At 64.5% G+C, this 16,808-nt stretch carries 6 protein-coding genes; 5 read left to right on the forward strand and 1 reads right to left on the reverse strand.

The window, feature by feature from the left end; genetic code table 11:
• Positions 1 to 17 precede the first annotated feature (17 nt).
• The 3 genes from RHEC894_RS31465 to RHEC894_RS31475 are packed head-to-tail and all read left to right on the forward strand — an operon-like array spanning position 18 to position 13,944.
• The gene (locus RHEC894_RS31465; RefSeq protein WP_085740528.1) at positions 18 to 5,666 is read left to right on the forward strand and encodes a lysozyme inhibitor LprI family protein; all 5,649 of its coding nucleotides are present in this window, start codon (positions 18 to 20) and stop codon (positions 5,664 to 5,666) included.
• Between the two features lie 7 nt (positions 5,667 to 5,673).
• Positions 5,674 to 11,604: an MG2 domain-containing protein gene (locus tag RHEC894_RS31470; protein ID WP_085740529.1), complete on the forward strand. Its 5,931-nt coding sequence runs from the start codon at positions 5,674 to 5,676 to the stop codon at positions 11,602 to 11,604.
• Between the two features lie 48 nt (positions 11,605 to 11,652).
• Positions 11,653 to 13,944 carry a transglycosylase domain-containing protein gene (locus RHEC894_RS31475; RefSeq protein WP_245339587.1) on the forward strand — a complete coding sequence of 764 codons (2,292 nt, stop codon included), beginning with the start codon at positions 11,653 to 11,655 and terminating at the stop codon, positions 13,942 to 13,944.
• A gap of 54 nt (positions 13,945 to 13,998) precedes the next feature.
• On the opposite strand, the gene RHEC894_RS31480 is transcribed toward RHEC894_RS31475, so the two are convergent.
• Positions 13,999 to 14,556, reverse strand: a complete 558-nt coding sequence (locus RHEC894_RS31480; protein WP_206427958.1) for a dihydrofolate reductase family protein — start codon at positions 14,554 to 14,556, stop codon at positions 13,999 to 14,001.
• A 560-nt stretch (positions 14,557 to 15,116) separates the two neighbouring features.
• On the opposite strand from RHEC894_RS31480, the gene RHEC894_RS31485 reads away from it, so the two are divergent.
• Positions 15,117 to 16,262 (forward strand): IS4 family transposase, encoded by a 1,146-nt coding sequence (locus RHEC894_RS31485; RefSeq protein WP_010069540.1) that lies wholly within the window; start codon positions 15,117 to 15,119, stop codon positions 16,260 to 16,262.
• A gap of 242 nt (positions 16,263 to 16,504) precedes the next feature.
• Positions 16,505 to 16,789, forward strand: a complete 285-nt coding sequence (locus RHEC894_RS31490; RefSeq protein ID WP_020920629.1) for a GIY-YIG nuclease family protein — start codon at positions 16,505 to 16,507, stop codon at positions 16,787 to 16,789.
• Positions 16,790 to 16,808: the final 19 nt, after the last annotated feature.

Raw genomic sequence — 16,808 nt, forward strand, 5'->3', positions numbered from 1 at the left:
TAAAAAACGAGTTGTTCATGGCTTCCGTCTTCCGCCTGCATGCGCTTGTTGTCCTCGGTTGTGGTCTTTTTTCGACGGTCTGCCATGCGCAATCCTTTGATTGCAGCAAGGCGCAGACCGTTATCGAGAAAGCGATCTGCGCCTCTCCGGCCCTGATCGCTCAGGATACCGCCTTGGCGGCCTCCTATCGGCAAGCTTTGACGGATCTCGGCGGCAACCCGGCAAAGCTGAACGATCTGCGACAGCAACAGCGCCGCTGGCTGGCGGAGCGCAACAAATCCTGCGTGGATACCGATCTGGCCCGGCTGTCGGCATGCCTGACGACAAGCTATCAGGCGCGTCTTGCCGCGCTTGGAGCAGCAAGCGCTTCTCCGGATCAGAAGCCTCCTGAACCCGCCCAGGCCGTCCAACCCACGCCATCGACCGCGCCGGCGACCCAGCCGGCGGCGGAACAGGATCGTTCGGCGCCGGCGGCTGACGCAGCATCTCAATCCGCGCCCGCAAAAGCCCCGCCCCCGCTAGTGTCGCAGCCGCATCTGGCATTGGATCATCTGCCTGCCGATCAGGACAGCAGCACCTTGCTGACCGTCGAGGCGCCCGGCCATATCGCCATCCGCACGCAGAGCGCCTCCGGTGCGGCGCTGCAGCTCGTCGATATGATCGCAGGCCCAGGAGACCGCATGGGTGCCGCCGGCGTCAGCGACGGCCGGATCGATGCGCTGCTCGACAAGGGCACCTACAAGATCCGTGTGTTCGGCGCCAAGGGAGCCGCCGGCTACGTCCAGCTCACCGCGCAGGCCTATCAGGAGCTCGAACAGCCCGACGCCGCTTTGACCTCCGCCACCCCCATCCATGCCGATCTCGGCGATCTGCAGCAAAGATCCTATTGGATCGACATTCCCGAATCCGGGCGCGTCGATATCGAGGCGGTTGGACGCTCGCTTCAGGATCTGCGTTTATGGCGAAACGGCACCGATATTGCCGATCTCTCGCCGAAAATGTCGATCTTCGAACTGAAGCCGGGCCTGCCGATGACCCGGGCCAGGCTGAGGGGAACGGTCGAGCCGGGCCGCTACCTCGTGACGGCCTATGGCGGCCAGAAGCTTGTCTGGACCAATTCGGATGCCGCAGAGCCATTCCATATTCGCACCGGCACGCAGCTGTCGCTCGCGGGAGGGATTGCCGAAAATGTCATCGGGCCTTTTGGCTCGATCCGTTTCGAGGCGCCGGCGGATCTCGATACCTTCCGTCTCGAGCTGCCGCAATCGGCGCCGGCGGTGCTCCGGGCCGGTCGGACTTCCCAAGCGGAGACTGCTTTTCAAAGCGCCGCGATCGACAAGGCCAGCCGTGAGCCGGCGGCCACGCTGGCACTTTCGACGGACAGCCAGCCGAGCATTGTCGAAATCTCGGGGTATGAAGGCCAGCATTTCCAGGTCCGCGGGCTTCGGTTCGGCACCGAGACGCAATTCAAAGGCTCGGTGCCCAATCTCATCAGCCTAGACGTTGCCGGCGAAGGCGGCGATGAAATTCCGGCGACGGCGCTGCTGGTACGCCAGGATGGCGATGGCAAAGCGACCATCGTCGCGTCCGATCTGCCGCATCTCGGCCCAGGCCAGGCCTGGCGGCGGCGCTTCAATTTGCGCGGGCCGACCTCGCTGCTGTTCGAGATGACGCAGGCAGGCCAGATCGCGATCCGCACCGCGGGCGTTGCCCTGCACGCCGACATCAGCCCGGTTCAGGTCGGCAATGCGCCGCGCGCCGATGGCCGCAATCCCGATCGTTTCGATCTGGACGCCGGCTATTATCTGCTGCGGCTGCTGCCCGACAACGATGCCGCCGGCATCGTCGACCTCACCTTCGGCACGCCGGGCCTCGTCCCACCGGTTCAGCCCGCCGCTCCGGCGCGCACCAATATATCCTTCGGCATTCGGGGAGCCGAAAAGGCCACGCGCTACGAGATCATCACCAATGCCGCGCCCGGTCTGCTGACGGGGCCTCGCGCCGTGGCCCTGCCCGCCAATCTTGAGGCGCGGCCACTGGCGCTTTGGCAGCCCGCCGATGCCTCGGCGCAACGGCAGCCCCTGCCGGACGAACCCCCACCGAACCAACCAATGTCCGATATGCCGGCGCCCGTGCCGCAAGCCAAAGGCGCCCGGATCGACGGTGCGGACGCCCTGTCGCGGCCGGCGTCGTCAGCGGATTTGCAGATCGACGTCCGTGTGCCCGGCGGCGGGACGATCGCCGCCGTCGACATGCATAATAGCTCCGTCGCTTTCGCCACCAGCAACCAGCGCGTTGATGCAAAAGGCCGGACGCTGACCTTGCGCTTCCCGGCTTCAGCCGCTGCCCGCTCGATCGTCGTCAGCTGGCAGCCTGATGCTGCCGCGGCGCCCAACAGCGCACCGCCGGCCCCTGCATCCCCGTTGATTGCCGGCCAAAGCCAGTTTCTCGATCTCGCCGAGGACGCACAGAAATCCTACCGGCTCGAGGTGGCGCAAGGGGGGCTTTATCGCATCGAGACCCTTGGCCGTTTGCAGACATCGCTGAGCCTTGGAACGTCCTTCCTGCCGAGGCTGGGAGAGGCGGCGGACAATGGCGATGGCCATAATGCGCTGCTGCAAACCTATCTGCGCGCGGGAACCTATCAGATCGACGTCTCCGCACAGAATTCCTCCGGCCATCTCGGCGTCGCCGTGATGCCGGCCTCGCTTCCGACGGCGGCAACCCTGGTCGCCGATGGCACCAGCCGTGGAATTCTCTCCGGCGGGCGCGGCGCCATCGTGCCGATCGAGATAACCAGTGCGGGATCTTACCAGCTTGATCTCTACTCCCTTGGCGAAGACCTGACCGCTCGCCTCGAGGATACGGAAGGCTGGCCGCTGACCGCGCCCGGCCCGCTCTCCACGCTCAGCCAGGATTTCACGCCGGGGCATTACCGCCTCGTGATCCTGCCGCGCGACGTCGACACGCGGTTTGTCGCGCGGCTCAGGCCTGTCATCGACCCGCCGCAACTGCAGGGCCACGGGCCGCATCCGCTCGCCTTCAATCAGACCCAGGAATTTCAGTGGCGCGAGCCTCAGAGCAAGGGCGCCACACGCGTTCCCGACAGCTGGACTTTCGATCTCCTGGCCGATGCGGATGTCAGCATCGATCTGACCGAAGGCATGATCGGCACCCTGTTTCGCGACGACAAGGAGCAGATCGCCCGATTTGTTGCCGCTCCGCAATTCACCGGCAAATTGAAGGCCGGGCATTACCGCATCGACCTCACGAGCCTCGCCCATGATGACCGGCTGGATTATCAGATCACCCTGAACACCACGGATTTGCAGCCCGGAGAGGCGCGCTTCGTCAACCTGCCGGCCGAGCTTTCCTTCAATGTCGAAAAGGACCATGTCGTCAGCCTCGGCACTTTCGGCCGCAGCGAAATCAAGGCTGTGCTGAAGGACGGGCACGGCGCCGTCGTCGAACGCCTGACGGGGCGCAGCGATGATTGGAACATCGCGCTCTCCACCCGCCTGCCGGCCGGATCCTACACGCTGGCTCTCGATGAGGCGGCGGCGGCAGGTACAGCCAGCCAATCGGACGATAATCCCGACGATCAAGAAGCAGACTCCAGTGACGACGACCAGGCCAATGTCGGGGATATCGAGGTCCAGTTTGCCCTGCCGCAGGAACAACCGCAGCCGGCGCTTGCCGACAGCGGCACCGCCTCCGTCAATGGCGCCTCCGTCTTTACTTTCCCTCTGCCGGGCCTCTTGCCGGCGAATGTAAAGGATCGGCTTGCGCTGGTGGCGGCGCAGTCGACCAGCGACCTGGTTCTCTCCGTCGAAAAACGAGACGCCGATGGCAGCTGGAAGCCGCAGGCTTTTGCCCGCGGACGCACGCCCTTTATCGCCTGGCCGGCTTCCGAGGGGGATGCACAATTGCGCGCATCGGTCTGGACCCTCGATGGCGGGGCAGCGCCCATCAAGATCGCCGCGCGCAGCATCGCCGGTGATATACGCGAGCCCGGCGATATCGCCTTGGAACCCGTGGCCATCGATGGCCTTGATCTCTCCCTGAATATCGCTCTCGCGCATGCACCATCGGCCGGCCTCGTCAACCTCGGCGCCAGCGGCGATCTGCTTGCAGGCGCAAGTGCCGATCGCCCGCTGACGGCGGCGACATCAGGGCTTTTTGCGCCGCAATCGGATCGTTTGTGGCTGGTCTCCCGCGCAGCTGGCCATGTGCAGGTGAACCCTGCACAGCCCGATGCAGAGATCGCGCTGACGCTTGCGGCGGGAGATCAGGCAATTGTTCCAGTCACCCCTTCTTTGCCTGGTAAGGTCAGGTTGTGGCGCGCGGATTCGGCTTTTGGCCAGCCGGGCCTTTCGGCCGGACGCGGCATGGGCGTCAGCCTCAACAGTGCGGTCGCCCTCGCCGATAAACAGGATTTGCATATATGGAACGCCGCAAGCGATGAAAGCCTGCAGATGCGGCTCAGGCCAATCGATGCGGCTGAACTCGAGGCGGTGCAGCTGAACGGCACATTGACCGCGACCGTTCCAGCCTTCAGCGCGCAGCCGGTGAAGCTGGCAGCCGGGGTGAAACGACTGACGCTCGACTTGGCGCCCGGAATCGCCGTCGTCTCCGACCCTTCAGCCTTCCAATTATTGAACGTCTGGTCCGGTTCGGCTCCCCTGTCGCGCAGCATCGCGACCTCGGCCGAAGAGATCTGGCTCGTCAACCTGACGGGGAATGCCGGCTCGGCGCGCGTCGGCCTGTCGCCGGGACAAGCCGTCAGCCTCGGCGATGATCAGATCAAGCGCCGGTTCTTCGGGACGGTCGGATCGGAAGAAATCGCCGTCGATGCCATCAAAGGCGATATCCTGAATGTCTCCGGCGGCGCGGCGACCTTTATCGGGGACGACGGTCGGGTCTTGCGTGGTGAGAGCATGTCCGTCTCCGGACCCGGCCGGCTGATCGTCGATCATGGCGCCGGGCTCGTGGCACTGTGGCTCGAGCGCGGCGGCAAGTCGCCCTGGCCGAAGCCCGAACCAAAAGCGATGACCCTGCCGCAGAGCGTGGCGCTCGAGGGCGAGGCCATGGCCTTCCGTCTCGATCCGGCCCAACCGATGGTGCTTGACGTCAGCACCGACGCCCCCGTGATCGTCGGCCTGGAGCAGGATGGTCGCCGCGACATGCAGCTCTTTCCGACGGGAGCGGAATTCCACCGCTATCTTGCGGCGGGCGAGGCGATCCTGACGCTTTACTCCACGCATGAAGGCCCCTTGTCGGGCAGCCTGGATATGACGGCAACGCCGGTCGTCCCGGTCAATGACGGCATCGGTGCCCCGGTCGTGCTTGCACCGGGCGCGACGGCCCTGTTCGGCTTCGAGGTCAGAAACAGCGGTAATATCGGTGTCGGCCTGCGCTCCGATCCGGACCTCGCCATCGGCCGGCTGCTGGATGCCAAAGGTCAGGCGCTCGGCGACGGCGTCAATCAGCTCAAGCAGCTTGCGGCAGGCTATTATCTCCTCGAAGCGCGCGCACCGGCCGACGCACCGACGCTCATCGTCAGACCTTCGGTGGTCGGATTGTCGCCACCGCCCGCAGGTCCGCCGCCCGAAATCGTCAGTGACTACCTGCAGCGCGCCGGTTTGAAGCCCACGGGATCGAAGTGAAACACCAATGAAAAAGATCGTATTTCTCATTGCCCTCGCCCTTGCGTCTTCAACGCTGATCTCAAACGGCCAGGCGCAGCAGAGCGCTCCCGCACCGGCACTCGATGTTCTGCAACGGGCCGACGGCGTCAAAATCGTGCCGGAGAGGTTCCTGCGCGCCTATGATCCGGTGACGATCTTCTTTTCTAACGATACCGGCCCCGCAGCCGGCGGCCCGGAAGACGCGCCCGAACGTTTCGTGACGATAGAACCGGTGGCTGCCGGCGCCTGGCAATGGCTCGGCCCGCGCGCCCTGCAATTCAGGCCGGCCGATAAGTGGCAGCCGCTTGCCCGCGTCAAGGTCAAGATGCTGGGTTATGACAAGGCCGCCGGCGGCGAGACGGAACTGATACCGCTGCTGCCGGTGCCCGTCTCCACGGCCCCGGCTGCTGCCGACGATCCGGTCACCGAACTCGACCAGATCACCTTGACCTTTGCCGAACCCGTCGATGTCGCGGCGCTGAGCCGCCTTCTGTCGATCGAGCTGCGTCCGGCGCCCGGCATTGGCGACGAAGGCGGTCTGATGCTGGGGGCGCAGGATTTCGATATCCAGCCGCTGGAACGCAGCGGCCGCGGCGACCAGCAATCCTATGCAGTGAAGCTGCATGCGAGCGTGCCCGATGGCCGCGTCGCCATTCTGCGGCTGAAGCTTGCCGACACCGCTGATTTCAGCGACCAGACCTTCGAATTGCGCGTGCGCACCGCCGTGCCTTTCACCATGACCAAGTCCGATTGCGGGCGGGGCTTCGACGCCACGACGAGCGACGGCATCATGCGCTGCACGTCCAACGCCACCGTCAGCGATGACAGCGCCGAGGGCGATGACAACGCCGATCGGTCAAGCCAGGGCCGTGGGCTGATCTTCCGGTTTTCGAGCAACCCGGCGGCCGGAGAGCAGCTCTCGGTCCGGGACGCCCTGCGCATTTCTCCGCCGGTTGACGATCTCAGGGCGGAAGCAGGCAGCGGGCGGCTTTATATCAATGGCCGCTTTCTCACCGACAAGGTCTATACGCTCGATGTGGCCGCCGGCGCCTTGACGGATGAGCGCGGCAGGCCGCTCGCCGAGGGCTTCAGCCGCAAATTCGCTTTCGCCCCGGAACAGTCCTCGCTCGTCTGGGATGCCTCGCAGGGGGTGGTCGAGCGCTTTGGCCCGCAACTCGTGCCGTTGCGCGGGCGCGGTTATGACAGGGCGGATGTGCGCATCCATGCGATCGATCCGCTGTCGCGCGACTTTTGGCCTTTTCCGCAATCCGGCCTCGATACCGACGACGACGAGGCGCCGCCGCTGCCCGGCAAGGAGCCGCAGAAATGGGCTGACAGCGACGAGATATCGGCCGATGCGATCCAGGCACGCATCAAGGCGCTGGGCTCGCCGGCCATCTCCCAGTTCGTGGACCTGCCGATCAAGAAGGGCGGCGTCGACACCAAGTTCGGCCTCGATCTGAAATCCTTTTTTGCCAGGATTGCCGGCGCCGACCAGCCCGGCACTTACCTCGTCGGCCTGCGCGCGGTGGACAATCAAACCCGCCACTGGCTTCGCGTGCAGGTCACCGACCTGACCTTGAGCGCCGTGGAGGAACCGGGCCGGGTGCGCTTTGCCGTCACCTCGCTTGCCGGCGGCAATCCGATCGCCGGGGCGCAAATCCGCCTCGACGGTTTGCGGGACGGCAACTTCGTCACACTCGCGACCGGGACGACCGATGCGGAGGGTTTCTTTTCCTGGGAGCTGCAGCAGCGCACTGATGCGAAGATCCGGCGGGTCATCGTGACGAAGGGGCTGGATACTCTGGTCGTCGACCCCGATCATGCCCCGGCCCAATATGCCGGGGATAACTGGACCAAGCCCTCGGCCTCGTGGCTGGAGTGGACCACCAATCCAGAAGACAACCGTACCGAGCAAAGCCGTACGCTTTGCCACATCTTTACCGAGCGGCCGATCTATCGCCCGGAGGAGCCGGTGCATATCAAGGGATTTGTCCGCAGCTATCTCGGCGGCCACTTGACGCTGCCGACGCAGGGCGGCCAGATCGTGATCACCGGCCCCGACCAGCAGGAATGGCGCGTGCCGGTGCGGCTGGACGCGTCCGGCGGCTTTTACCACAAATTCGACGCCGAGACGCCGGCGACCGGCGATTACGAGGTTCACTTCGAACCGGGTGACGCGGCTGCGGCTGCGGACCAAACCCAACCGGCGCAGACATCTCATGACGACGGTAATGCCGACGGCCAGCCGAGCGACGGCAGCAGCGATGATGCGACCGCCGACGACAGCCAGGCCGAGACTTCCGGGAGCGCCGACGACGACAGCGCGGCTGACAAGACCGTCCAATGCGGCAGCATCTCCTTCAAGAAGGAGGCTTACCGGCTGCCGACTTTCGAAGTCGTGCTCAACAATCCGCAAACGGTACCGCTCGATTCCTCCTTCAACGTCGATCTGATCGCGCGCTATTTCGCCGGCGGCCTGCTGGCCGATCGCCCCATTCGCTGGCGCGCGGTGCAATATCCCTACAACTGGACGCCATCAGGCCACGAAGGCTTCCTTTTTTCGACGGATTCCCGTTACTCCGGCGGCGGCGAATTCAAATCCTCGCCGGCGCTCGAACGCGACGGCAGCACCGATGCCGGCGGGGCCGCCCGCATCAGCTTCGACACGACGATCGAGCCGACGGCGCAACCCCGCCGCTACATGATCGAGGCGACGGTGACCGGCGACGACGATCTGCAGGTGCGCAGCATCACCGACGTCTACGCCGTCCCGCCTTTCGTGCTTGGCCTTAAATTGCCGCGCTATGTGCCGACGCCCGGCGCCATCGAGCCGGAGATCCTCGCCGTCGACGGCAATGGCGATCCCGTCGCCGGGCTGGAGATGACGGCGCGCCTGATCCATCGCAACTGGACGTCGACGCTGCAGGCGAGCGACTTCAGCCAGGGCTCGGCGAAATACATCACGCAGCAGATGGACGAGACCGTTCTCGAGCGCAAGATTACCAGCACGTCGGAGATTCAGACCCTGGCGATCGAGGCGAAGGACGCCGGTGTCTATGTGCTGCAACTCGAAGCCAGCGACCGGATCGGCCGCCGGCAGCAGGTGAGCGTAGACTTCTTCGTCGGCGGCACTACGCCGGTCACCTGGGCACAGCCGCCCGCCCGCACCGCGGTCGTGACCACGGATAAGGACAGCTACATCCCCGGCGAGACCGCCAACCTGCTGATCCAGTCGCCTTTCCAGACCGCCCGCGCGCTTGCCGTCGTCGAAGAGCCCGAGGGAACGTTCCGCTATGACTGGGTCGATATCACAGACGGATACGGCCATTATGCGGTGCCGATCCGCAAGGAATATACGCCTGAGATTCCCGTGCACTTCCTCATCATGCGCGGCCGGCTGGAGACCAGCATTCCCTCGCCGAACGCGCCCTTCGACCAGGGCAAGCCGGTCACGATCGCCGCGACGAAGACGGTGACGGTCAAGCCGGTGAAAAACACGGTCAGCGTGACCCTGGATTACCCGAAGAAGGCCCGCCCCGGCGATGAAGTGGAGGTCACGCTGCATCTGGCCGACGATACCGGTCAGCCGATTGCGGGCGACGCCACCTTCTGGATGATCGACCAGGCCGTGCTGTCGCTGGCGACGGAACAGCCGCTGGATCCGCTGCCGAATTTCATCGTCAAGCGCCCCTCCACCATGGCGCTGCGCGACACCCGCAACATGGCCTTCGGCATCATTCCCCTGGATGAGGTGCCGGGCGGCGACGAGCGGGAGGACTGGGGCACGGACAACAATATATCCGTCCGCAAGAATTTCACGCCGGTGCCGATCTATCTTCCGGACGTGAAGGTCGGCCCGGACGGCATCGCCAGGATCAAGGTGAAACTGCCGGACTCGCTGACCGTCTTCAAGCTGCGCGCCAAGGCCGTCAGCGGTCCCGACCGCTTCGGCTACGGCACCGGCGAAATGCTGATCCGGCAGGAGATCGTGGCGCAACCCGCCCTGCCCCGCTTCCTGCGTTATGGAGACCAGTTCGAGGCCGGCGTCATTGCCCGCGTCGTCGAGGGCAGTGGCGGCGCCGGCGCTGCTTCCATTGCTGCCGACGGATTGACGCTGGCGGGCAGCAAGGATCTCGCCTTTACCTGGGAACAGAACAAACCGGCGCATATCGGCGTTCTCGCCGCGGTGCCCGAGCCACAGCCCGGCAGGGAGGACGTGCGGCTGCGTTTCGGGGTCGAGCGCCTGGACGACCACGCCAGCGACGCCGTCGAGATCACGCTGCCGTTGAAGCCCGATCGCATGCCGACCAGGCATTACGAGATCGTCGAAATCCCGGCGGGCGGCTCGAAAACGCTGCCGGCACTTCAGGAAAATCTGCGCCCCGGATCGTTTCAGCGGGTGATGACGCTGACCTCCGATCCGGCACTGGTCAAGCTCGTCGCCGGTCTCAACACGTTGGTGGAAACGCCCTACGGCTCCACCGAACAACGGATATCGCTCGCCTCCTCCGGCGTCGCCTTCAAAAGTTTCGCCCCCATCCTGGCCGCGGCGAAGCTTGAGAAACGCATCGACGGCGATGTGCACAATACCGTGCTGGCAATCGGCCAGGCGGTCGATGCCGATGGCCTCGTCGGCTTCTGGCCGCACAGCAAGGGCAATGTCTCGCTGACGGCCTGGGCCTATTCCTTCCTGGTCGCGGCCGACAAGGCGGGCGAAGCCACCGACAAGGCCTTGGCGGATCGCCTGGCGAGCGCGCTGAAACTATCGCTGCGCTCGGACTATCCGCATCTCATCAGCGGTGACGAGGTTCGCGAACGGGTCGAGGCCCTGACGGCTCTGGCCGAAGGCGGCGCGCTCGATCCTGCCTATACGGCCGAACTCGCCCGCTCGGCCGCCGTGATGCCGAATGTCAGCGTTGCCAGAATGACGGCGGCGGCCGCGGCTGCGCCCGATGCCGACCAACGCCTTGTCAGCGGTCTCGCCGACACCATGTGGTCGCGCGTGCGCATCCTCTCCCGCAATGGCCAGCTGGTTTATGACGGCCAGGCCCAGGATGGCGGCAGCCCGATCATCCTGCCCTCGGAAACCCGCAGCCTTGCCGAAATGGTGCGTGCGGCGGCACTGACGTCGGAAACGGATCCGCGTTATCCCGCTTTGAAAACCGCCTTGCTGCAGCTCGGCGAAGGCGACGGCTGGGGCTCGACCAATGCCACGGCGGCCGCAATCCGCGCGCTTGCAGCCGCCTGGCAGCGGCCGACCACGCCGTTGCCGCTGACGCTGGCTCAGAACGGCAATGTCCAGAATCTGACGCTCGACGCGAACGCGCCCGTGTTGCGTGAGGTGACCCTGGATCCGAGCGCCGTCACCATCCAGAATACCGGAACGACGGCTGCTCTGGCGCTGGTGGAGACCTCGTATCTCTCCGCCGAAGCCGGCTATACCGCCCCAGCCGAGAGCCAGGGTTTCGCCCTGACCCGCACGCTCTACCGCGTGCCGGCCGGCGATGCGCCGCTGGAGAAGCTGGTTGCCGATGCCAAAGGGGCGATAGAGCTCAAGGTCGGCGACGTGCTGGAGGAAAGGGTCGAACTGGTCGTATCCGAAGATCGCACCCATGTGGCGCTGACCCTGCCGCTGGCCGCGGGGCTCGATCCTCTCAACCCCAATATCGCCACCGCCCCGGCCGAGGCCACGCCTGCTATTGCGTCGAGCCTGCCGAGCAACTGGGTCTCCTATGGCGACGATCAGGTATTCTGCGCGGCGGACAGACTTGCGAAAGGCAACTACACCTTCGCCTACCGGACGCGCGCCCTGATCCCCGGTTCGTACACGCAGCCACGGGCCCTTGCCGAAACCATGTACCAGAAGGGTGTGCAGGGAATGAGCGCTGCCGTGCAAATCGTGGTGGCGAAGTAGGCCGCCACCATCAGGATGACATCAGGCGAGGAGCCAGGCAGCCGGCTAATGACACTCTTGGGAACGCGCCGATCGAAGTTCGTTCTTTTCTCCTCACTGCTTCTCGCAGCCGGGGCCCTGGTCTATGCCTATCTCATCGATCGGCGCGCCCAGCTGATTGCGCCGGCCCCGACGCCGATCCTTTATGATCGCAGCGGCGCCTTCCTCACGCAGATCGGTCACGCCGACGGTGCGAGCGGGCGCATCGATTATGGCTATTGGCCGCTGGAGCAATTGCCCGACCGCGTCGTCAAGGCGACGCTTGCCCTCGAAGACAGGCGGTTCTACGACCATATCGGCGTCGATCCCTATGCGGTCGGCCGGGCAGCCTGGCAAAATCTCGGCGGCGTCGGGCGCCGCTCGGGCGCCTCGACCATTGCGATGCAGGTGGCGCGGATGCAGCAGCCGGAATCGCGCAGCTTCATGCACAAGATCCTCGAGGCCGGCACCGGCGTGCTGCTGACCCTGCGTTACGGCCGCGACGCCACGCTGGCGCAATATTTGCGGCTGGCGCCTTACGGCAACGGCAGCCATGGCATCGCCCATGCCGCGCGGCTCTATTTCGACAAGCCGGTGGCGGACTTGTCCTGGGCCGAGATCGCGCTGCTGTCGGCCATCCCGCAATCGCCGACCCGGATGAACCCGCTGCGGCCGCGGGGCCTGCGCCGGGCCGTTCACCGCGGTCATCACATCCTCGAAGCGCTGGCGAAACAGAAAATCCTTGCGGCCGACGAGGCGGAAATCGCCCACCGCCAGCTCGACGCCATGCGGATGCCCGAGCTGCCCCGCCGCCCGGACGCCCTGCACCTGATCCTGCGTTATCATGATCTGATCGAGAACGGCCTGGTCGCTCCGGCCTCGGCGACTATGCCGCTGATCCACACGACGATCGACCTCGGCCTGCAGGCCGACGTCACCGCGCTTGCGCGGCAATATCTCGATGGCTGGCGCTCTGCCGGCGCCCAGCAAGTCGGCGTCATGGTGGTGTCGCGTCAAACCGGCGAGGTTCTCGCCCAGGTGGGTTCGAGCAATTATTACGGCAGGCATGCCGGCGCCTTCGACTATACGCGGACGCAGCGCTCGCCCGGCTCTACGCTCAAACCCTTCATCTACGCGCTGGGATTCGAGCGCGGCGTGCTGAAGCCGACCGATATTCTGCTGGATCTGCCGGAAGGCGCAGCGGGCATCGGCGATGCCGACCGCGAATTCCTCGGGCCCATGCTGCCCCGCCAGGCGCTCGCCAATTCGCGCAATGTGCCCGCCACCAATCTGCTGCGCAGCATCGGGCTGGAAACGACATTCCGCTTTCTGCGCGATCTCGGTCTGCACGACCTGGAAACGCCGGCCGATCATTTCGGCCTGTCGATGGCGATCGGCTCCCTGCCGACACGCCTGGACAGGCTGATGCGGGCCTATGGCGTGCTGGCAAATGACGGCCAGTTGCAGGATCTGCGCTGGGCGCGCGCGCAGCCGCAGCCGCAATCCGTGCGGGTGATTTCGCTCGATACCGCCCGGTTGATTACCTCCTTCCTCTCCGATCCGCAGGCCCGGCTGCCGAGCTTCCACCGCTACGGCACGCTGGAATATCCATTCCCGGTCGCCATCAAGACCGGCACCTCGCAAGGCTACCGGGATGCCTGGGCCGTGGCCTATTCGGAAAAGGTCATCGTCGGCGTCTGGATCGGGCGGGGCGACGACGGCACCATGAGCCGGATGACCGGCGCCGGCAGTGCCGCCCGCCTCGTGCACGCGATCATCGACCGGGTGCATGGCAACAAGCCGGGAGACATTGCCGATGCACGGTTTCCGACGCCGCCGGACCGCAAGCCCATGCAGGTCTGCGTCGTCAACGGGCAGGCGGACGACAACAGCTGCAGCCGGACGCTGGTGGAATGGCTGAAGCCCGACGAGATGCCGAAGGCGGCTGCGCTATCGCCTCGCCCGGACGCCGGCCTCCCGTCTTTTCCGATCAGCGCAACAGCGGGCAAGAGCCAGAATTATGCGCTCGCAGGTGCCGACGCTGCCAACGCGAAGATCCATCTCGCCATATCGGCGCCTGCCCGCAACAGCCAGATCTGGCGCAATCCGGAACAGCCGGCCGCATTCGACCGGCTGCCGTTGAAGGCCGACGTGCAGCCGCACGTGCCGCAAATCGTCTGGTATGTCGACGGCCAGCCCTTCGCCGTCACCGACCCCGACCAGCCTGTCTTCTGGCCCATCCAGCGGGGTGAACACCGCTTCCAGATCCGCCTGCCCTACCGCGATGAAACCTCCGCGGTCGTGCCGGTCTATGTGCAGTGAGAAGGTCGAACTGCCGACAAATCCTGCGACCGAGTGACGGCTGGGTCGGCGGGCTCAGCGGCGGACACGGTAGCGGATGTGCGTGGCCTCGGGTGTATCGATCACCCGGACGATCTCCAACTCGACGCGCGATGGTAAGACTTCGAACATTCGGCGGCCACCTCCGAATAAGACTGGAACCTGGTGTATTTGCAGTTCGTCGAGCACGCCAGCTTCCAGCGCCCGTTGCGCCGTATACGCGCCAAGCATCAACACGTCCCGGTCCCCGGCGGCGGTCTTTGCCTGCGCCATTGCGCTCACGATCCCGTCGCTCACATATTTGACCAACGGGTAATTCGCGACGGATGGCCCGGGCGGCCTGTGACTGGGTACGAAGATCGGCACACCGTGATTGTCACCGCCCCAGTGATCGACCTGCTCCACGGTTCGCCGACCCGCCAAAATCGCACCTGGCGCGTTCCATTCGTCCCACAACTGTCCGACCGGCCCAGTCGGCCGGGAAAAATCCCCGTACCACTCGTGCAACCGCATAAAGTCGTCGCCGCCGGGATTGCCCACTTCATCGTTAGGTCCCGCGATATATCCGTCCAGTGACATGGACATGAAGAGCACTGATGCAGACACTTTTATCTCCTATGGTCTTTTCCAATGCGCTCTGCGGGTGGACTGTTGATGCAAAAGCTCGTTCAGGCAAGCGGAGAGCAGGCGGAAGGTCTCGATGTTCCCAAGGACGCTCGAGCGACGCTGACGCCGACATGCCGAATACGGATTTTGGTTACTGCCGTATCTTACAAGGCGCCGGACCATGATCGAGCCAACCGGTTTGGTCCGGCCCCTATCCAGCGAACCCCTATTCCGTCACACAATGGGACCAGACAGCTAGAGAGCGGCCGACGTAAACCGCAACCCTATTCGTCGCTGTCCTTGCTCCAGCAGCCGCCCCACTCTCCGTCATCCCAGGGCTTGACCCTGGGATCCATGCGGCTGGTACTGTGTGGAAAGAGATGGCGTCCAACTGCAGACAAGTTATTAAGGCCGTGCGCTTGGCTGTGGATCCCAGGGTCAGGCCCACTGCTGTCCGGTTTAAATTTAGTGGACATGGTGCACGGTGTTGATTCTACTCGTATTCGAGCGTTTCGCGACGATCTCGGACACGAAATAGGAGCAACACCGTGCGGCATGACAATAGCGTCTTTCATGATCTGTTGAAGCGGATTCCGTGGACGATCTTCGAAAGACTTGTGGAGGAGCATCAGGCCGACAAGCATGTTCGGCGGCTGTCGACGAAGAGCCAGTTGATCGCCCTGCTTTACGGCCAGCTTGCCGGTGCCGTCAGCCTGCGCGAGATCGTCGGGTCCCTGGAAAGCCATAGTGCCCGCCTTTACCATCTCGGCGCTCGCCCGGTGTCGCGCTCGACTTTCGCCGATGCCAACGGCCTGCGTCCGAGCGCCGTTTTTACCGAGTTGTTTACGCAGATGCTGGCCCGCGCCGGGCGCGGCCTCAAGCGGGCCATCGGCGAGGCGGTCTATCTGATCGACGGCAGCAGTCTGCCACTTTCCGGGGCGGGATCGCAGTGGGCCCGCTTTTCCGATCAGGCCTGCGGCGCCAAGATGCACGTCGTCTATGATGCCAATGCCGAACGGCCGATCTATGCGGCCGTCACCGCGGCCAATGTCAACGACATCACCGCCGCCAAGGAGATGCCGATCGAGGCGGGCGCCACCTATGTCTTCGATCTCGGCTATTACGATTTCGGCTGGTGGGCGAAGCTGGATGCCGCCGGCTGCCGCATCGTCACCCGCCTCAAGTCCCATACGAAACTGACAGCGAGCGCCGAGCAGGCGGTCAACGAGGATGCCGGCATCCTGTTCGACCGCATCGGCCTGTTGCCGCAGCGCCAGGCCAGGAGCCGCCGCAATCCGATGAACCGGCCGGTGCGCGAGATCGGCGTGCGGATCGAAACCGGCAAGATATTGCGCATCTTCTCCAACGATCTTACCGCCCCGGCCGAGGAGATCGCCGCACTTTACAAGCGCCGCTGGGCGATCGAACTGTTCTTCCGCTGGGTCAAGCAGACGCTGAAAATCCGCCATTTCCTCGGCAACAGCGAAAATGCAGTGCGCATCCAGGTGGCCGTCGCTCTGATCGCCTATCTGCTGCTGCAGATGGCAAAGGCCGACCAGGCCACCATCATAAGCCCGCTGGCCTTCGCCCGCCTGGTGCGCACCAACCTGATGCACCGCAAAAGGATCGACCGCCTGCTAAAACCACGCAACAACCCTCCCGGAAATCCCGGCCAGATGAGCCTCCAATGGTGACACAATTTAAACCGGACAGCAGTGGGTCAGGCCCTGGGATGACGGAGAGTGGGGTTGGCTTTCTTGCCAAACGCATCGGCGGTGCAGCGTGTGAGGCGCGGTTTCTACCGTAGCTTCATCGCGCCGGCGAGCTTGGGCATCGCGGCACCACCTCTCCTCCCCTGCCCTTGCTCCGGAAGCCGCCCCACTCTCCGTCATCCCAGGGCTTGACCCTGGGATCCACAGCCGAGCACTCTGCACACATGGCAGGATATGTTTACATCGTCACCAACCAGAAAAACGGCACCCTCTATATCGGCGTGACCTCCGATCTGGAGCGCCGCATTTATGAACATCGCGAAGGGCTGACGCCGGGCTTTGCCTGGAAATATGGATGCACCCGCCTCGTCTGGTATGAGGAGCATTGGGATATCGGCAGCGCGATCCAGCGCGAGAAGTCATTGAAACGGTGGAACCGGCAATGGAAAATCGACTTGGTCGAGGCGATGAATCCCGAGTGGGACGATCTCTATTTGACGCTTTGGTGATGCCATCTTTGTTCACGTA

The organism is Rhizobium sp. CIAT894 (assembly GCF_000172795.2).
Classification (GTDB): Bacteria; Pseudomonadota; Alphaproteobacteria; order Rhizobiales; family Rhizobiaceae; genus Rhizobium.